At 70.8% G+C, this 17,682-nt stretch carries 17 protein-coding genes and 1 rRNA gene; 3 read left to right on the top strand and 15 right to left on the bottom strand.

The annotated features are described in order from the left end of the window. Positions 1–20 precede the first annotated feature (20 nt). The 6 genes from hemB to ACZ56E_RS05950 form a co-directional block, all read right to left on the bottom strand. Positions 21–1,010, bottom strand: a complete 990-nt coding sequence (gene hemB, locus ACZ56E_RS05975) for a porphobilinogen synthase (protein WP_471211625.1) — start codon at positions 1,008–1,010, stop codon at positions 21–23. Between the two features lie 153 nt (positions 1,011–1,163). Further along, entirely contained in the window at positions 1,164–2,819 is a 1,656-nt protein-coding gene (locus ACZ56E_RS05970) for a bifunctional uroporphyrinogen-III C-methyltransferase/uroporphyrinogen-III synthase (protein WP_471211623.1), read from the bottom strand. After that, a complete protein-coding gene (gene hemC / locus ACZ56E_RS05965) occupies positions 2,816–3,775 on the bottom strand; it encodes a hydroxymethylbilane synthase (protein ID WP_471211620.1) in 960 nt (319 codons plus the stop codon). The genes ACZ56E_RS05970 and hemC overlap by 4 nt, the downstream gene beginning before the upstream one ends. Then, positions 3,772–5,481: a glutamyl-tRNA reductase gene (locus tag ACZ56E_RS05960; RefSeq protein WP_471211618.1), complete on the bottom strand. Its 1,710-nt coding sequence runs from the start codon at positions 5,479–5,481 to the stop codon at positions 3,772–3,774. Before ACZ56E_RS05960 ends, hemC begins: the two co-directional genes overlap by 4 nt. Next, the gene (locus tag ACZ56E_RS05955) at positions 5,478–6,233 is read right to left on the bottom strand and encodes a redox-sensing transcriptional repressor Rex (RefSeq protein ID WP_398312742.1); all 756 of its coding nucleotides are present in this window, start codon (positions 6,231–6,233) and stop codon (positions 5,478–5,480) included. Before ACZ56E_RS05955 ends, ACZ56E_RS05960 begins: the two co-directional genes overlap by 4 nt. A gap of 314 nt (positions 6,234–6,547) precedes the next feature. After that, positions 6,548–6,853: a glutaredoxin family protein gene (locus ACZ56E_RS05950; protein ID WP_468604171.1), complete on the bottom strand. Its 306-nt coding sequence runs from the start codon at positions 6,851–6,853 to the stop codon at positions 6,548–6,550. A 137-nt stretch (positions 6,854–6,990) separates the two neighbouring features. On the opposite strand from ACZ56E_RS05950, the gene ACZ56E_RS05945 reads away from it, so the two are divergent. The 3 genes from ACZ56E_RS05945 (at position 6,991) to ACZ56E_RS05935 (ending at position 10,551) form a co-directional block, all read left to right on the top strand. Beyond that, the gene (locus tag ACZ56E_RS05945; RefSeq protein ID WP_471211615.1) at positions 6,991–7,944 is read left to right on the top strand and encodes an HAD family hydrolase; all 954 of its coding nucleotides are present in this window, start codon (positions 6,991–6,993) and stop codon (positions 7,942–7,944) included. Positions 7,945–8,244: 300 nt separating this feature from the next. Beyond that, positions 8,245–9,036 (top strand): ECF subfamily RNA polymerase sigma factor, BldN family, encoded by a 792-nt coding sequence (locus ACZ56E_RS05940; protein ID WP_468333548.1) that lies wholly within the window; start codon positions 8,245–8,247, stop codon positions 9,034–9,036. A 249-nt stretch (positions 9,037–9,285) separates the two neighbouring features. After that, complete coding sequence (locus tag ACZ56E_RS05935) at positions 9,286–10,551, top strand: DUF5667 domain-containing protein (RefSeq protein ID WP_471211614.1); 1,266 nt, start codon at positions 9,286–9,288, stop codon at positions 10,549–10,551. Positions 10,552–10,613: 62 nt separating this feature from the next. Here the strand turns inward: ACZ56E_RS05935 and ACZ56E_RS05930 are convergent, their stop codons facing one another. From ACZ56E_RS05930 to rrf, 9 genes are all read right to left on the bottom strand, one after another. Next, positions 10,614–11,681: a lysophospholipid acyltransferase family protein gene (locus ACZ56E_RS05930; RefSeq protein ID WP_471211612.1), complete on the bottom strand. Its 1,068-nt coding sequence runs from the start codon at positions 11,679–11,681 to the stop codon at positions 10,614–10,616. 14 nt (positions 11,682–11,695) lie between these two features. Next, complete coding sequence (locus ACZ56E_RS05925; RefSeq protein WP_471211609.1) at positions 11,696–12,757, bottom strand: NAD-dependent epimerase/dehydratase family protein; 1,062 nt, start codon at positions 12,755–12,757, stop codon at positions 11,696–11,698. A gap of 185 nt (positions 12,758–12,942) precedes the next feature. Beyond that, entirely contained in the window at positions 12,943–13,041 is a 99-nt protein-coding gene (locus ACZ56E_RS05920) for a 30S ribosomal protein bS22 (RefSeq protein WP_003948845.1), read from the bottom strand. 146 nt (positions 13,042–13,187) lie between these two features. After that, positions 13,188–13,397, bottom strand: coding sequence for a helix-turn-helix domain-containing protein (locus ACZ56E_RS05915; RefSeq protein WP_362996452.1), 210 nt, complete (start codon positions 13,395–13,397; stop codon positions 13,188–13,190). Between the two features lie 132 nt (positions 13,398–13,529). Further along, positions 13,530–14,345: a phosphatase gene (locus ACZ56E_RS05910; RefSeq protein WP_468604162.1), complete on the bottom strand. Its 816-nt coding sequence runs from the start codon at positions 14,343–14,345 to the stop codon at positions 13,530–13,532. Between the two features lie 128 nt (positions 14,346–14,473). Further along, positions 14,474–15,649, bottom strand: coding sequence for an acetoin utilization protein AcuC (locus ACZ56E_RS05905; protein WP_471211606.1), 1,176 nt, complete (start codon positions 15,647–15,649; stop codon positions 14,474–14,476). Then, entirely contained in the window at positions 15,600–16,811 is a 1,212-nt protein-coding gene (locus tag ACZ56E_RS05900) for an MFS transporter (RefSeq protein ID WP_471211603.1), read from the bottom strand. Before ACZ56E_RS05900 ends, ACZ56E_RS05905 begins: the two co-directional genes overlap by 50 nt. 68 nt (positions 16,812–16,879) lie before the next feature. Next, a complete protein-coding gene (locus tag ACZ56E_RS05895; protein ID WP_471211601.1) occupies positions 16,880–17,524 on the bottom strand; it encodes an HAD family hydrolase in 645 nt (214 codons plus the stop codon). A gap of 64 nt (positions 17,525–17,588) precedes the next feature. After that, positions 17,589–17,682 (bottom strand): 5S ribosomal RNA (gene rrf / locus ACZ56E_RS05890); the annotation flags it as partial.

The following is a 17,682-nucleotide window of genomic DNA, read 5'->3' as shown; positions in this document are numbered from 1 at the left end:
AAGGGCCGCCGTCCGGCGGATCAGAGCTGCCGCGCGACCTCGGTCGCCCAGTACGTCAGGATCATGTTCGCGCCGGCGCGCTTGATCCCCGTAAGGGACTCCATGATCGCCCGGTCCCGGTCGATCCAGCCCCGCTCGGCGGCGGCCTCGATCATCGCGTACTCACCGCTGATCTGGTACGCGGCCACCGGCACGTCCACCGCGTCGGAGATCCGGGCGAGGATGTCGAGGTAGGGGCCCGCGGGCTTCACCATCACCATGTCGGCGCCCTCCTCCAGGTCGAGCGCCAGCTCCCGCAGGGACTCCCGGGCGTTGGCCGGGTCCTGCTGGTAGGTCTTGCGGTCGCCCTTGAGCGACGAGCCGACGGCCTCGCGGAAGGGACCGTAGAAGGCCGAGGAGTACTTCGCGGTGTACGCGAGGATGGCGACGTCCTCGTGACCGACCTGGTCCAACGCGTCACGCACGACGCCGACCTGACCGTCCATCATCCCGCTCGGGCCCACCACATGGGCGCCCGCGTCGGCCTGCACCTGCGCCATCTCCGCGTACCGCTCCAGGGTCGCGTCGTTGTCGACACGGCCCTCGGCGTCCAGGACACCGCAGTGCCCGTGGTCGGTGGTCTCGTCGAGGCACAGGTCCGACATGACGATCAGGTCGTCGCCGACCTCGGCGCGCACGTCGCGGAGCGCCACCTGAAGGATGCCGTCCGGGTCCGTGCCGGGCGTGCCCAGGCCGTCCTTCTTCGACTCCTCCGGCACACCGAACAGCATGATCCCCGAGACCCCGGCCTCCAGCGCCTCGACGGCGGCCTTCTTCAGGGTGTCGCGGGTGTGCTGCACGACGCCGGGCATGGCGCCGATCTCCACCGGCTCACTGATCCCCTCGCGCACGAACGCGGGCAGGATCAGATCGGCCGGATGCAACCGCGTCTCCGCGACCATGCGCCGCATGGCAGCAGTAGTCCGCAACCGCCGCGGCCGCGCCCCGGGAAACGATCCGTACTCAGTCACTGCAACCCTCACCTCTTGACGACCGCTACTACTGACGGTCCCGCAGGGTGCGCTCAGCCGTTCCCGTTGTGGGCAGGCGTCCCGCACGGCGGGACGGGTGGGCACAACCCCCGGTGCAGAGAACCGGTGAGGGAGGCGCCCACCCAGAAGAACCTACGGCGCCGTGCGTCGCCGACGCGAACCAGGCCGACGCTCACTCGGCCGGGTAACAGGATCCCCCGCTTCAAGAGCCGCCACCCGCCGCCGCGTACCGAACTCCGCCAACGCCTCGGCCAGCTTGTGCACGGACGGCTCCGGAGCCATCACATCCACCCGCAGCCCATGCTCCTCCGCGGTCTTCGCGGTGGCGGGCCCGATACACGCGATGACCGTCACGTTGTGCGGCTTCCCCGCGATCCCGACGAGATTGCGCACCGTGGACGACGAGGTGAAGAGCACCGCGTCGAAGCCACCGCCCTTGATCGCCTCACGGGTCTCCGCCGGCGGCGGCGACGCCCGCACCGTCCGGTAGGCGGTGACGTCGTCGACCTCCCACCCGAGGTCGATGAGCCCGGCGACCAGCGTCTCCGTGGCGATGTCGGCCCGCGGCAGGAACACCCGGTCGATCGGATCGAAGACCGGGTCGTACGGCGGCCAGTCCTCCAGGAGACCGGCGGCCGACTGCTCACCGCTCGGCACCAGGTCCGGCTTCACGCCGAAGGCGATCAGCGCGGCGGCCGTCTGCTCGCCGACGGCCGCGACCTTGATCCCGGCGAAGGCACGCGCGTCGAGCCCGTACTCCTCGAACTTCTCCCGCACCGCCTTGACGGCGTTGACGGACGTGAAGGCGATCCACTCGTACCGGCCGGTGACCAGGCCCTTGACCGCGCGCTCCATCTGCTGGGGCGTGCGCGGCGGCTCGACCGCGATGGTCGGGACCTCGTGCGGCACGGCGCCGTACGACCGCAGCTGGTCGGAGAGCGAGGCCGCCTGCTCCTTCGTACGCGGCACGAGCACGCGCCACCCGAAGAGCGGCTTCGACTCGAACCACGACAGCTGATCACGCTGGGCGGTGGCACAGGCCTCGCCGACCACGGCTATGACGGTCCGGCCGCCGTCCGGCGAGGGCAGCACCTTCGCCTGCTTGAGGACCTGCGCGACGGTGCCGAGCGTCGCGGTCCAGGTGCGCTGGCGCGTCGTCGTACCGGCGACGGTGACGGTCATCGGGGTGTCCGGCTTGCGCCCCGCGGCCACCAGCTCACCGGCCGCCGCGGCCACGGAGTCGAGCGCCACCGAGACCACGACGGTCCCGTCGGACGCGCCGACCTCGCTCCAGCAGCGGTCGGACGCGGTACGGGCGTCGACGAAGCGGACGTCCGTGCCCTGCGCGTCCCGCAGCGGCACACCCGCGTACGCGGGCACACCGACCGCGGCCGCGATGCCCGGCACCACCTCGAAGGGGATGCCCTCGGCGGCGCAGGCGAGCATCTCGCCCGCCGCGTACGTGTCGAGGCCCGGGTCGCCGCTCACCGCACGCACGACCCGCCTGCCGCCCCGCGCCGCCTCCATGACAAGATTGGCGGCAGCTCGGAACGGCGTCGCGTCGGCGGTCATTGACGTGTCGTCAGCTGCCGGCTGGGGTGTGTCCACACCTCCCCTGGCATGCACGCGGACGACGTCGAGCACATCAGGCTCGGCGATCAGCACATCCGCTCGGGCCAGCGCCTCGACGGCGCGCAGGGTCAGCAGTCCCGGATCTCCGGGTCCGGCACCGAGGAAGGTGACGTGCCCGTGTGCGGGAAGGCCTGGAAGGTTCGAGGTGGGGCTCAAAGTGCTCGCTCCCCCATCAGACCGGCCGCGCCCTTGGCGAGCATCTCGGTTGCGAGTTCGCGGCCCAGCGCCATGGCCTGGGTCTCCGTCTCGGGCACGGGACCGGTGGTGGACAGCTGCACCAGCGTCGAGCCGTCGGTCGTACCGACGACGCCGCGCAGGCGCATTTCCTTGACAATCTGCCCGTCGGCCAAGAGGTCGGCCAACGCACCTACGGGTGCGCTGCAGCCGGCTTCCAGGGCGGCGAGCAGGGACCGCTCGGCGGTCACGGCGGCCCGGGTGTACGGGTCGTCGAGCTCGGCGAGCGCGGCGGCGAGTGACGCGTTGTGCGCGGCACACTCGATCGCCAGTGCCCCCTGGCCGGGGGCGGGCAGAACAGTGTCGACCGACAGGAGTTCGGTCACCTCGTCGGACCTGCCGACGCGGTTGAGTCCGGCGGCGGCGAGCACGACGGCGTCGAGCTCCCCCTTGTGGACGTATCCGATGCGGGTGTCGACGTTCCCCCGGATCGGCACGGTCTCGATGGTCATGCCGTGGCTGCGCGCGTAGGCGTTCAGCTGCGCCATGCGGCGCGGCGAGCCGGTGCCCACGCGGGCACCGTCGGGGAGCTCCGCGAAGGTCAGCCCGTCGCGCGCCACCAGTGCGTCGCGCGGGTCCTCACGGACCGGCACGGCGGCGAGGGTGAGCTCGGCGGGCTGCGCGGTCGGCAGATCCTTGAGCGAGTGCACGGCGAAGTCGACCTCGTCGCGGGCCAGCGCCTCGCGCAGCGCGGCGACGAACACACCGGTGCCACCGATCTGCGCGAGGTGCTCGCGCGAGGTGTCGCCGTACGTCGTGATCTCCACCAGCTCGACGGGGCGCCCCGTCAGCTCCTTGACTGCCTCGGCCACTTGGCCGGACTGGGCCATGGCCAGCCTGCTGCGCCTGGTCCCGAGTCTGAGGGCCCTCTCGGTCATGCCCGGCCTCTATTCGGGTCGTCGTTCTCGTTGTTCAGGTGGTCAGCTCTGCTGACCGCCGCGACCGTCTGCGGGTCGAGGTCGAAGAGCGTGCGCAGCGCGTCCGCGTATCCGGCGCCGCCGGGCTCGCTCGCCAGCTGCTTGACCCGCACCGTCGGCGCGTGCAGCAGCTTGTCGACGACGCGGCGCACGGTCTGGGTGATCTCCGCGCGCTGCTTGTCCTCGAGACCGGGCAGGCGTCCTTCGAGCCGGGCCATCTCGCCCGCCACCACGTCGGCGGCCATGGTGCGCAGGGCGACCACGGTCGGCGTGATGTGCGCGGCCCGCTGGGCGGCGCCGAAGGCGGCGACCTCGTCGGAGACGATGCCGCGGACCTGCTCCACGTCGTTGGCCATCGGCGCGTCGGCGGAGGCCTCGGCCAGCGACTCGATGTCCACGAGCCGCACACCGGGGATGCGGTGCACCGCGGCGTCGATGTCACGGGGCATGGCGAGGTCGAGGAGCGCGAGCACGGCAGGGCGGGCCGCACCGGCCGACGACGCGCGCAGGCGCCGCTCCGGGAGGCGGCCCGTGACGCGTGCGGCGGCCACAAGGGCGGCGATCGCGTCGGCCTCGGCCCGCGGGTCGGCGGCCTGCTCCTCGCGCCGCTCGGCCGGGGCGTTGTCCACCCAGGCCGCGTGCTGTTCCAGGGACGCCGCGTCCATCCCGGCGACGGCCTCCTCGCCGGCGACGGAGAAACCGCGCGGCGCGGACAGGTCGACCGGGCAGCCCTCGTCGGCGACGGTGGCCGTCCGGGCACCCTGGCCCGGCGAACCGTTTCCGGACGGCGCGGGCGCCTCGTCGAGCGGGCCGTCGGCCGGGGGAACGCGCCCCTCGACGGCGGCGGTGACGGCTTCCGCGGTCAGTACGAGGCCGGTCGCTCCCGTGCAGGAGACGGCCACGTCGGCACGTGTCAGTTCGTCCGCCACGGCGTCCATGGGTACGGCGCGGGCGCGCACCTCGTGGTCACCGGACTCCCCGAGGATCTCCGCGAGCCGCTCCGCGCGCTCCAGCGTGCGGTTGGCTACCACGATCTCCGCCACACCGGCGCGCGCGAGCGTCGCCGCGGCCAGCGAGGACATGGAGCCCGCGCCGATGACCACGGCACGCTTGCCCGCCGCCCAGGCGTCGACCGGCTCGCGCAGCGCGAGCTGTTCGAGGCCGAAGGTCACGAGGGACTGCCCGGCCCGGTCGATGCCGGTCTCGGAGTGCGCGCGCTTGCCGACCCGCAAGGCCTGCTGGAAGAGATCGTTGAGGAGCTTGCCCGCGGTGTGCAGCTCCTGCGAGCGCGCCAGGGCGTCCTTGATCTGCCCGAGGATCTGCCCCTCGCCGACGACCATCGAGTCGAGCCCGCACGCCACCGAGAAGAGGTGGTGGACGGCGCGGTCCTCGTAGTGGACGTACAGATAGGGGGTGAGCTCCTCCAAGCCGACGCCGCTGTGCTGGGCGAGCAGCGTGGACAGCTCGGCGACGCCCGCGTGGAACTTGTCCACGTCGGCGTAGAGCTCGATGCGGTTGCAGGTGGCGAGCACGGCCGCCTCGGCGGCGGGCTCGGCGGCCAGGGTGTCCTGCAGAAGCTTGGCCTGCGCGTCCGCGGACAGCGCGGCACGCTCCAGGACGCTCACGGGGGCGCTGCGGTGACTCAGTCCCACGACCAGGAGACTCATGCCGGCATCACGGCGGGGACGTCCCCGTCGGGTCCCTTCCGCTGCTGCTTGGCCGAGACGGGCGGGACGGGGCCCTCGGGCGCCGCGTCCTCCCCGGCCTTGCGCTGCTCGTGGAAGGCGAGGATCTGCAGCTCGATGGAGAGATCGACCTTGCGTACGTCGACACCGTCCGGCACGGAAAGGACGGTCGGCGCGAAGTTCAGGATGGAGGTCACACCGGCGGCGACGAGCCGCTCGCAGACCTGCTGGGCGGCGCCGGCCGGGGTCGAGATGACGCCGATCGAGACGCCGTTCTCCTCGATGATCTTCTCGAGTTCGTCGGTGTGCTGCACCGGCATGCCCGCGACCGGCGTACCGGCCATGGCCGGGTCCGCGTCGATCAGGGCCGCCACACGGAAACCGCGGGAGGCGAACCCGCCGTAGTTGGCGAGGGCGGCGCCGAGGTTACCGATGCCGACGATGACAACCGGCCAGTCCTGGGTCAGCCCGAGTTCACGGGAGATCTGGTAGACGAGATACTCGACGTCGTAGCCGACGCCGCGCGTCCCGTAGGAACCGAGGTACGAGAAGTCCTTGCGCAGCTTCGCGGAGTTGACCCCCGCGGCGGCCGCGAGCTCCTCGGAGGAGACCGTGGGCACCGAGCGCTCCGACAGTGCGGTGAGGGCTCGGAGGTACAGCGGAAGCCTGGCGACGGTGGCCTCGGGAATCCCTCGGCTGCGGGTCGCCGGTCGGTGAGTTCGGCCAGTTGCCACGGTGCTCCTGCGGGTAGAGCGGGGCTGCAGGCGGTCACTCGTCCCCAGACCGCCCCGTCGAATGCAGGCTATGTCTTTGTGAACGCGTGCACAAAGATGGTGTCCGATTTGCCCGGCCAACGTGACCGGGGTCACGCGCCCCCGGCGCGCGATCGTGGAACCGGCGCGCACGGAGCGTCGTTGCTCATTTGATGGGGGCAAAACCGCACACTCTCCTCACGATCATCGCCCCCGAGACCAAAACCGCCCCAAAGCGTAATCGACTTCGCGGGAACTTTGGACTGGTCGGTCAGTAGGTGAGGGACCTTTCCGGCCTACCCGGCGAGCTCCCGCCGCAGCCGCCCCTCGTCCACCCGCCAGAAGGTGTGCTGCTCCCCGTCCACGAGCACCACCGGAATCTGCTCCCAATAGGCCCGGTGCAGCTCCTCGTCCCGCGTGATGTCCTTCTTCTCCCAGGGCGTGCCGAGCTCCCCGCAGACCTTCTCGATCACCGCCTGCGCGTCGTCGCACAGATGGCACCCCGGCTTCCCGATCAGGGTGACCAACCGCTCCCGCGGCTGCTTCCGCTCCGCGCGACTCTTCTCCGTACGACCGCCGCCACGACGAAAAATAGGGCTCATGGCCCCATTCTCGCCCCGCCGGACCCGGCCGGAGGGCACCCTCGGCGCGGCCCGATTAACGGCCCGGTCGCGGAGAGTTCACAGGCCCGAATCCTCCCGACTCCGGGACCACCGAACAGACTGGCTATGCTCACGACATGGCCGCTCTCGGATGGCTCACCCCCCGTAGGCGCTCCGCCACGGCGCGGAGCGTGTTGGCAGGCGAGGCCTCGGCCGAGGCAGCGCGCAAGTCCTCGCAGGAGCTGGAGGAACTCGACGCCCTCGCCGCGCGGACCGCGCCCGACGAAGCCTCGCAGGAGCCGGTGTTCCCCGTCGTCGGCGACGACAAGGCCGCCGCCTTCTTCGACCTCGACAACACCGTGATGCAGGGCGCCGCGATCTTCCACTTCGGCCGCGGCCTCTACAAGCGGAAGTTCTTCGAACGCCAGGAACTGTTCCGGTTCGCCTGGCAGCAGGCGTGGTTCAGACTCGCCGGCGTCGAGGACCCCGAGCACATGCAGGACGCCCGCGACAGCGCCCTCTCCATCGTCAAGGGCCACCGGGTCGCCGAGCTGATGTCCATCGGCGAGGAGATCTACGACGAGTACATGGCCGAGCGGATCTGGCCGGGCACCCGCGCCCTCGCCCAGGCCCACCTCGACGCGGGCCAGAAGGTCTGGCTGGTCACCGCCGCCCCGGTGGAGATCGCCACGGTCATCGCCCGCCGCCTCGGCCTGACCGGCGCGCTCGGCACCGTCGCCGAGTCCATCGACGGCGTCTACACCGGCAAGCTCGTCGGCGAACCCCTGCACGGCCCCGCGAAGGCCGAGGCGGTCCGCGCCCTGGCCGCCGCCGAAGGCCTCGACCTGGGCCGCTGCGCCGCGTACAGCGACTCGCACAACGACATCCCGATGCTCTCGCTCGTCGGGCATCCGTACGCGATCAATCCCGACGCCAAACTGCGCAAGCACGCCCGCGCCAGGGACTGGCGGCTGCGGGACTACCGCACCGGCCGCAAGGCCGCGAAGGTCGGCATCCCGGCCGCCGCGGGTGTCGGCGCGCTCGCGGGCGGCGCGGCCGCGGCCGTGGCCCTGCACCGCCGCCGCCACTGAGCATCCGTCGGTCCTACCCCAGGGTGTCTCCCGCCAGTCGCGCCGGTAGCACTCGGCCACAACACGCCTCAGGCCGACACGGAATGTGAACTCATTCGATCAACAAGTGCTCACTCTCCGGCACTTGAACGGGCGTCAATCGGTTACAGAAGCGACGTAATCGATGATTTGAGCAACTGGGTGTAGTGCTGCCTGTACGAAGCGTTATTCTCCTCAGACGCATAAGGGACCCCACACGTCGCTACGACGGGTGAACGGTCCCGCACTGCACGTGATGGAAGCTCTGCCTCTGGGAGTCCCGTGTACCCACACGTCGGGGTTGACACCTCGGGCCTGGCTACGCTGCGCGCAACGGTCATCGACCGCTTGCGCGGCTTCGTCCCCACCGCGTACGCCGTCCCCGCCGTCCCCGCCCTCGCCGTCCCCGCACCCGCCGGGCCGTGCTATGCCCTGGCGAACGGCGGTGCGGCAGTCAGCAGACGGGGCCGCTCCGCCGCTGCCGCCACCTCGGCCCCCACCCCCCGCCGTCCCGCCGCGGACAGCGACAGCGCCCGCATGATGGAGCTCGTCGAGCGCGCCCAAGCCGGCGAGTCCGACGCCTTCGGCCGCCTCTACGACCAGTACAGCGACACGGTCTACCGCTACATCTACTACCGCGTGGGCGGCAAGGCGACCGCCGAGGACCTCACAAGTGAGACCTTTCTGCGCGCCCTCCGCCGCATCGGCACCTTCACCTGGCAGGGCCGTGACTTCGGCGCCTGGCTGGTCACGATCGCCCGCAATCTCGTCGCCGACCACTTCAAATCGAGCCGTTTCCGCCTCGAAGTGACCACCGGCGAAATGCTCGACGCCAACGAAGTCGAGCGCAGCCCCGAGGACTCCGTCCTGGAGTCCCTGTCGAACGCCGCCCTCCTCGAAGCCGTCCGCCGCCTCAACCCCCAGCAGCAGGAATGCGTGACCCTGCGCTTCCTCCAGGGCCTCTCCGTCGCCGAGACCGCGCGGGTCATGGGCAAGAACGAAGGCGCGATCAAAACCCTTCAGTACCGCGCGGTGCGCACCCTCGCCCGCCTGCTGCCCGACGACGCCCGCTAGCCGCCCGCCGGCGGGCCACCATGCTCAACTCCCCTTCTGTGGCGGCCAGATGGTCGCCACAGAATTGTCGCGGTCCGATCATCCGCCGTCCGTAACCCAAGTGCCGCGACGCTCGTTGTGCGGGATGCAGGCTCCCTGTGGTCGCTACCTGGCTGGCTCCGCTCACTCGATCGTGTGGAAATGGTCAGGACATGCAACCCTCAGGACCCCCTGGGGAGTCGACCGTCATGACGAGAGGAGGTGCCGCCAGTGATCGCGAACGTATCGGCCCACCGGCGGGCGAACGCCTTCGCCCAGGCCCTGGAGGAGCGTTCCGACCAGGGCCCGGCAGCCGAGCAGTCCGAGGACTCCGCGCTCACGTCCGCGCCCGCGGCCGCACCCGTGGAGTCCACCGAAACCACCGCGGCCCGCGCCGAGCCGACCGAGCAGGGCCGTCTACTGGCCCTGGCGGACGGTCTCGACGCGCTGCCCAAACCCGCCCTCGACCCCGAGGTCAAGGTCGTCCAGCGCGCCCAGCTCGTGGCCGCGATGGAAGCCATGCTCCTGGAGGGCGGCGCGCCGTCGGTGCCACAGCAGCGGTCCCGCAAGGGTGCCCACCGAGCGGGCGCCCTGCAGAAACTGCGTCCGCGCTCCCGCCTGTCCAAGGGCATCGCCGCCGGCGGCCTCACCGTCGGTGTCGCCGCGGGCGCGTTCGGCGGTGTCGCCGCCGCCAGCTCCGACGCCCTCCCCGGCGACTCGCTGTACGGCCTCAAGCGCGGCATGGAGGACTTCAAGCGAGGGCTGGCCGACGACGACAGCGACCGCGGCCGGATCTATCTCGACCAGGCCTCCACCCGGCTGAGCGAGGCCCGCAGGCTCATGGAGCGGGGCCGCTCCGGCGCCCTCGACCACGAGTCGCTCGGCGAGGTCAGGCGAGCCCTCTCCGGCATGCGGCACGACGCCACGGAAGGCCACCGCCTCCTCCTCGAGGCGTACGAGCGCGACGGCTCACTCGGCCCCATCCAAGCGCTCTCCGCGTTCTCCCGTTCGCACCGCGAGGCGTGGAGCGACCTTCAGGGCCGCCTCCCCGTCCAGCTGGGCGACGTGGGCGAGCAGGTGAACTCCGTCTTCGACGCCATAGACGAAGAGGTCGAGCCGCTGCGGTCCCTGCTGCCCCGCCCCCCGGAAAAGGGCGGCAGCACCGGCCGGACGTCCCAGAGCCCGAGCGGCTCGGACAGCTCCGACGGGCGCCCGACGCGCCCCTCGGGCAGCGGCAGCTCGCACGGCGGCGGGGCGGGCAGCGACAGCAAGCCCAGGCCCTCCACGTCGGACCGCGAGGACGACGGCATTCTCGGCGGCACCACCGGCGGTCTCCTCGACCCGCCGGACGAGAAGAAGACGAGCCCGGCCCCCTCGGACGGCAAGAGCAAGCCAGGCCAGCACACCACCCCGCCCAAACCGGACGTGACGCTGCCACCCCTCCTGCCGGGCCTCCAGCTCCCGGAGCTCGGCATCAAGGGCGAGGACACGAAGTAGCACCCACCAGTACGCAGTCGGGGGCGCCCTCCACACAGGAGGCGCCCCCGACTGCGTACGGCCTAGAAAAACACCGACCGCCGCTGCACCAGCAACTTGTACAGCGAATGCTGGATCTGCTCGCGCACCTGGTCCGTCAGGTTGAACATCAGCATCGGATCCTCCGCCGCCTCCGGCGGATACCCGTCCGTCGGAATCGGCTCCCCGAACTGAATCGTCCACTTCGTCGGCAACGGCACCGCCCCCAACGGCCCCAACCACGGAAACGTCGGCGTGAGCGGGAAGTAAGGGATGCCCAGGACTCGCGCCAGCGTCTTCGCGTTGCCGATCATCGGGTAGATCTCCTCCGCCCCGACGATCGAGCACGGCACGATCGGCGAGCCCGTCCGCAGCGCCGTCGACACGAAGCCGCCACGGCCGAACCGCTGCAGCTTGTACCGCTCGCTGAACGGCTTTCCGATGCCCTTGAAGCCCTCCGGCATCACGCCGACCAGTTCGCCCCGCTCAAGGAGCCGCTCCGCGTCCTCCGCGCAGGCCAGCGTGTGTCCGGCCTTGCGGGCCAGTTCGTTGATCACCGGCAGCATGAAGACGAGGTCGGCGGCGAGGAGCCGCAGATGGCGGCCCTGCGGGTGGTTGTCGTGCACCGCGACCTGCATCATCAGGCCGTCCAGCGGCAGCGTCCCGGAGTGGTTGGCGACGATCAGCGCCCCGCCGTCGGCGGGGATGTTCTCGATGCCCTTCACCTCCACCCGGAAGTACTTCTCGTAGAACGGGCGGAGCAGCGACATCAGGACCTGGTCGGTGAGCTCCTCGTCGTAACCGAAGTCGTCGACCTCGTACTCCCCCGTCAGCCGCCGCCGCAGGAAGGCCAGGCCGCCGGCGACGCGCCGGTCCCACCCGCCACCGCTCCGCGGCTCGGGCCCCTGAGCCCGTCCTGCGGGCTCCTGGGACGCCACCTGCGGGTCCCCGCCCTGCTCGCCCTGCCGGGGCCCGTCCTGCTGTCCGGGCAGCGCCTTGACCCCGGCCACGGGATCACCCTTGCGCCGGGGCGCGGACCTCCGGCGCGAGGTGCGCTGCGCACTCCCGCGCGACCGGTCGTCGTCGAACGGAATGACCTTGGCGTCCGCCATGGTTGACGCTCTCCTCAGTTGGCGCTCTGGTCGCCGCCCGCGAGGGGCAGCGCGGCGATCCGGTCGACTGCTCCCGCGAGGGCTCCTGGTGGCAGCAGCCCGGGTCCCCGGCTGCGCACGAAGTCCGCGAAGGCCTCCGCGGTCGTGTACTTCGGCTCGAACCCCAGTGTCTCGCGCATCTGCCGGGTGGCCACGACCCTGCCGTGGGTGAGCAGTCTGATCTGCTCGGGCGAGAAGTCCGTCATGCCGACCGTGCGCAGCGCCGAACCGACCCAGGTGACGGCCGGCAGGAAGAGGGGCACGGTGGGGCGGCCGAGCCGCCGCGAGCACTGGGACAGGAGCAGCTGGCCGTCGCCGGCGATGTTGAAGGTGCCGCTGTTGAGCGTGCCGCGCCGCGGCTCGTGCGAGGCGAGCCGCAGCACCTCGACCGCGTCGTCCTCGTGGACGAACTGCAGGCGCGGGTCGTAGCCGAACACGGTCGGCAGGACCGGCAGCGAGAAGTACTCGGCGAGCGGGGAGTCCGCGGCGGGCCCCAGGATGTTCGCGAAGCGCAGCACGCACACGGCGACGTCGGGGCGGCGCCGCGCGAACCCGCGCACATAGCCCTCGACCTCGACGATGTCCTTGGCGAAGCCTCCGCTGGGCAGCGACTTGGGCGGCGTGGTCTCCGTGAAGACCGCGGGGTCCCTGGGCGCGGACCCGTACACGCTGGTGCTCGACTTCACCACGAGCCGCTTCACCGTCGGCGACTTCTGGCAGGCGCCGAGCAGCTGCATCGTGCCGATGACGTTGGCTTCCTTGACCGAGCCGCGGCCACCCCTGCCGTCGCGGCCGCCGAGCGCGGTGGCGCTGACGTCCATGTGGACGACCGTGTCCACACTGTGCTCCGCGAGCACCCTGGCGATCGTGGGCTGCCGGATGTCGGCCTGGACGAAGTCCGCGCCGCCGAGATGGTGCTCGGGCGGGACGACATCGACGGCGATCACCCGGTCGACCTCGGGATCGCGCTGGACCCGCCGGACGAACCGTCCGCCCAGCTGCCGGGCCACTCCGGTCACGAGCACGACCTTGCCCAAGATCAGCGCCTGCCTTTCCCCGACCCTCGCCCCACCACCGTCGCCGCACCACTGTCGGCTGTTGCGGACCACGCTAGCGGGTGGACGTCGCGCTGTGACGACCGCGCACCCAGAGACGGCCGAAAACACCGAAGCCCTCCCGTCGGATGACGGGAGGGCTTCGGTACACGCTGTGCAGCTGTCGCTTACTTCTTGTTGCGACGCTGAACGCGAGTGCGCTTCAGCAGCTTGCGGTGCTTCTTCTTGGCCATCCGCTTACGCCGCTTCTTGATAACAGAGCCCACGACTACCCTCGCTCACTTCTCTTCACTCGGTGCGGGGCAGCAGACTGGGCCCACACGACCTACGTCGGCCTAGCCTACCTGTCCCCGCGTGAGGGACGTAATCGAGGAGCCATGACCCCTGCGCCACGGGCCCGAGGACCCGTGACTCAACCAGCCTCAACCCCCACATAGGACTCGCGGAGGTACTCGTGAACCGCCTGCTCCGGGACCCGGAAGGACCTCCCGACCCGGATGGCGGGCAGATGACCGCTGTGCACCAAGCGGTACACGGTCATCTTGGACACTCGCATCACCGCGGCGACTTCCGCCACGGTAAGGAACGCGACCTCGTTCAGCGGCCTCTGCTCTGCAGCCATGACACCCCACCTGAACCTTCCGCACATGACGGGCACCGGCTTCCCCTTCCGGTGACTCTTCGTCTCTGCGCGCTCACTCCCCAGACTAGGGGCGGATGATGCGAGTGGGGAAGAGGAGCCGCGATCGGCCGCCTACTGTGACAGACACGCTCGATTGAGTACATAGCGAGTAAGCGGTCGGTAGTAATCAGACCGCACAGCGTCATCAAGCGGAACGACGACGGACACCTGCCCCTCGGCCTCTCCGACGAACAGCGCGGGATCGTCCGTATCCGCCAGACCGATCGCCTCAAACCCCAGCTGACCTGCTCCGCAGACCCATCCGTGGTCCCCGATGACCAACCCGGGAAGCGGTCCGCCGGCCTCCGCGGCGCCATCCAGAGCGGCCCGAATCGGGAGGGGTGAGTGGGTGTGTGCGCCGGTCTCACTCCCGGTGGGACGCGCGCCGGGTTCGCGCACCAGCGCGACTCCTTGTACGTAGTCAAGGTTGTACGTGCGTAGACCGAACCGGGTCGTTATGTCGACACTGCTGCCCTGCGCCGGGGTGAGGACGGGACATCCCGCCGCCGACAAAGCGTCCGCCAACGCGGCGTAGAACCCGAGCAGTCGGTGCGGGTGACCGGTCCCGAGAAGCACCGGGAGCCGCCGTCGCGCCGCCGCCGCGAGCCGTTCCGCGAAGGCGTCGAGCGCCGTCAGCGTCCGTTCCGGATCGATGACGTCGGCGCCCGTGGTGCACCCCGGGTCGGCGGACACCCCGCACTTGTCGGACATCAGGCGCAGCAGGTCGCCGGAGCCCCAGCTCCATTCGGGGTCGAGCCCCAGCAGTATCCGTGGGTCCCGGGCCGCGAACAGCCGATAACTCCGCAGGCTCTGCTCCCTCGAGGTGGCCACGGGCCCGGCCAACCGAGCCGCCAACAGATGCGCACGCAGCGCGCCGGTGCTCAACACGGTCCGATGCTGGCGCACCGGCGCCCATGGTGCCTCAAAACCCTGGAAAGCCCCCACAGTTGGGCTAACGCGGGCATAATCCGGCGCCTTCGCCGCATGCCCCCTGGCCGACAGCCCCCGCACACCCTCTAAGCCAGCAGTCCCCGCAACGGGAACACTGCCTTCCGCGCGGCGAGCACGGCCTGGTCGAGCCGGTCGGCCGGGTCGTACCCCGCCTCCCAGCCCTGCCAGTCCACCGGCCACCGGCCGTCCGTCATCCGGCCCGGCGCCAACTGCCGGGTCCGTGCGTACACTTCGTGCCGCCACGCCTCGGGGGTCTCCGCCGTGGGCTCGACGGGCCGTCCCGCCGCGATGGCCACGAGATGGGTCCAGGAGCGCGGCACCACATCCACCACGGCGTATCCCCCGCCGCCGAGGGCGACCCACCGCCCGTCGGCGTGCTCGTGGGCCAGCTCGTGGCAGGCGACCTGCACGGCCCGCTGGGCGTCCAGCGACACCGCGAGGTGCGCCAGGGGGTCCTCGAAGTGCGTGTCGGCCCCGTGCTGCGTCACGAGGACCTGTGGCCGGAACTCGGCGAGCAGCTCGGGCACCACGGCGTGGAAGGCCCGCACCCACCCGGCGTCACCGGTCCCGGCCGGCAGCGCGACATTCGCCGCGGTGCCCTCCGCCGGGCCGTCCGCGCCGGTCTCCTCGGGCCATCCGGTCTGCGGGAACAGCGTCCGCGGATGCTCGTGCAGCGAGATCGTCAGAACCCGCGGGTCCTCCCAGAAGGCGGCCTGGACGCCGTCGCCGTGATGCACGTCCACGTCCACGTACGCCACGCGCTCGGCGCCCAGTTCGAGCAGCCGGGCGATGGCCAGCGCCGCGTCGTTGTAGATGCAGAAGCCGGAGGCGGCGCCTGGCATCGCGTGGTGCAGCCCGCCCGCGAAGTTCACCGCGTGCAGCGCTTCCCCGCGCCACACCGCTTCGGCCGCGCCCACGGACTGCCCGGCGATCAGCGCCGACACGTCGTGCATCCCCACGAAGGCCGGGTCGTCCTCCGTGCCGAGACCGTACTCCCCGCGGGCGGACGCGGGATCGGCGGAGGCGGCCTTGACCGCGTCCACGTAGTCCCCGCGGTGCACGAGCCGCAGCGTCGAGTCACCGGCCCGCTTGGCCGCGACGACCTCCAGCTCCCGGTCGAGCCCGAAGGCGCCGACCAGACTTCGGGTCAGCCCGAGCCTGACCGGGTCCATCGGGTGACCCGGGCCGAAGTCATAGCCCGTTACTGCCTCGTCCCACATCAGCTGCGCGCGGCCACTCATGCCCGTCACCGTACCGGTCCGGTCCTGGGGCGAAGGAACGGGCGTACAGCAAGGTCAGGAGCACCAACACCAGAGGAACGACCATGGCCCCCCGGTAGTTCCAGACATCCCCGAGCCCGCCCACCAGCGGCGAACCGATCAAAAACCCCACATAGTTGAAGACATTCAGTCGCGCCACGGCCGCATCCGAAGCCCCCGGGAACAATCTCCCCGCCGCGGCGAACGTCTGCGGAACGATCACGCACAGCCCCAGCCCGAGCACGGTGAACCCGGCGATCCCCACCCACGCCCCGGGCGCCGCCGCCACCACCGCGAACCCCAGCGCGGCCACCACCGACCCACCGCGCACCACCGCCACGGCCCCGAACCGCCGCACACCCAGATCCCCGAGCCCGCGCCCCACCAGCGTCATGACCATGTAGACGTTGTAGGGAACCGTCGAGACCTCCTCCGAGCTCCCCAGCACGTCCTGGAGGTACTTGGCGCTCCAGTTGGAGACCGTCGAGTCACCGATGTACGCGAACGTCATCACCGCGCAGAGCGGCAGCAGCAATTTGAAGCCGACGCCCGCCCCCTCCGTCGGTACGGCCGCCCCCTGGGCCGGCGCCGCGTCGACGTACCACCGGCTCCCGACGAGCGCGGCCGGCAGCAGCACCGCCACGGCCGGCAGATACGACACGAGGAGCGAGAAGTCCCAGTGCGCCCCGGCCCAGGCGAGCGACGCCCCCACGATCCCGCCCAGGCTGTACGCGGCATGGAACCCGAGCATGATGCTGCGCCCGTACGCCCGTTGGAGGCTCACCCCGAGCATGTTCATGGCCGCGTCGAGCGCCCCCACCGCAAGCCCGAACGCCCCGAGCGCCACGGCCACGTGCCACATCGCGTCGCCCGCGCCCACCCCGAGCAGCGCCAGCAGCACGGCGGGCTGCGACCATCTCAGCACCGCGCTGGGCGGCACCTTCTTCACCAGGCGCTCGGTGCCGAGGCTGCCGATTCCGGCCAGGATCGGCACCGCCGCGAGGAAGACGGGCAGCAGCCCGTCCGATATCCCGTAGCGATCCTGGATCGCCGGAATCCGCGTCACGAGCAGGGCGAACGTGACTCCTTGCACCAGGAAGGCGAACGCCAGCGAGGCCCTGCCGCGCCGCAGCACTTCGGTCATGGCTGCAGAGCGTAGGACCCTGTTCTACCGGTGGGTAGATGGATCACCTGCCCAATCCCGGTTCGTCGTCATGCGAGCAGGTCCGGCAACTCCCGCATGTCTCCGAAGAGTTCGGTGGCGCCCGCCAGCCGCTCGGCCGGCGTCATGGCGGTGAACCCGAAGACATCCATCCCGGCGGCGACGGCGGCCTGTACTCCGAGCCGGCTGTCTTCCACGACGACACACTTTTCGGGCGCCACGCCCATGCGTTCTGCGGCATACAGAAAAAGATCAGGCGCCGGCTTTCCCCGCCCCACGTCCTGCGAGCTGAAGACCCGGCTCTCGTCGAACCACTTGTCGAGCCCGGCCTTCCGGTGCCCGACTCGAATCCGCTCATGGCTCCCGGACGAGGCGAGACAGTAGGCCACCCCGTCACCGGTCAGCTTCTCCAGCACGTCCACGGCCCCCTCCACCGGCTGAAGCTCCCGCTCGAAAGCGGCGAAGACCCGCCCGTGGAACACATCGTCGAAGTCCTCGGGCAGCCGCTGCCCACTCCGCTCGAGAATCAGATCGTGTACGCGGTGGACGGCGGCGCCCATGTAGTCGCGCAGGGAGTCCTCGTAGGAGGTGGGGTGCCCGAGCTCAGTCAGATAGCCGGCGAGGATCGTGTTGGAGAGCGGTTCACTGTCGACGAGGACACCGTCGTTGTCGAAGATGACCAGTTCGTATCGCATAACCCGACCCTAAACGCAGAAAACCCCCGCACCATAAGGTGCGGGGGTTTCCCATTCAAAATTAGTTCGGCGGCGTCCTACTCTCCCACAGGGTCCCCCCTGCAGTACCATCGGCGCTATGAGGCTTAGCTTCCGGGTTCGGAATGTAACCGGGCGTT

It is taken from the genome of Streptomyces sp. NPDC039480, from assembly GCF_055597165.1.
Note: the sequence above shows the minus strand (reverse complement) of the source record. Positions and strands in the feature narration are given on the sequence as shown.

Excerpts from the sequence above, each read along its gene's own strand:
- hemC (WP_471211620.1), bottom strand. The coding sequence starts at position 3,775 with ATGACCGAGAGGGCCCTCAGACTCGGGACCAGGCGCAGCAGGCTGGCC.
- ACZ56E_RS05960 (WP_471211618.1), bottom strand. The coding sequence starts at position 5,481 with ATGAGTCTCCTGGTCGTGGGACTGAGTCACCGCAGCGCCCCCGTGAGC.
- ACZ56E_RS05950 (WP_468604171.1), bottom strand. The coding sequence starts at position 6,853 with ATGAGCCCTATTTTTCGTCGTGGCGGCGGTCGTACGGAGAAGAGTCGC.
- ACZ56E_RS05945 (WP_471211615.1), top strand. The coding sequence starts at position 6,991 with ATGGCCGCTCTCGGATGGCTCACCCCCCGTAGGCGCTCCGCCACGGCG.
- ACZ56E_RS05930 (WP_471211612.1), bottom strand. The coding sequence starts at position 11,681 with ATGGCGGACGCCAAGGTCATTCCGTTCGACGACGACCGGTCGCGCGGG.
- ACZ56E_RS05915 (WP_362996452.1), bottom strand. The coding sequence starts at position 13,397 with ATGGCTGCAGAGCAGAGGCCGCTGAACGAGGTCGCGTTCCTTACCGTG.
- ACZ56E_RS05905 (WP_471211606.1), bottom strand. The coding sequence starts at position 15,649 with ATGAGTGGCCGCGCGCAGCTGATGTGGGACGAGGCAGTAACGGGCTAT.
- ACZ56E_RS05900 (WP_471211603.1), bottom strand. The coding sequence starts at position 16,811 with ATGACCGAAGTGCTGCGGCGCGGCAGGGCCTCGCTGGCGTTCGCCTTC.
- ACZ56E_RS05895 (WP_471211601.1), bottom strand. The coding sequence starts at position 17,524 with ATGCGATACGAACTGGTCATCTTCGACAACGACGGTGTCCTCGTCGAC.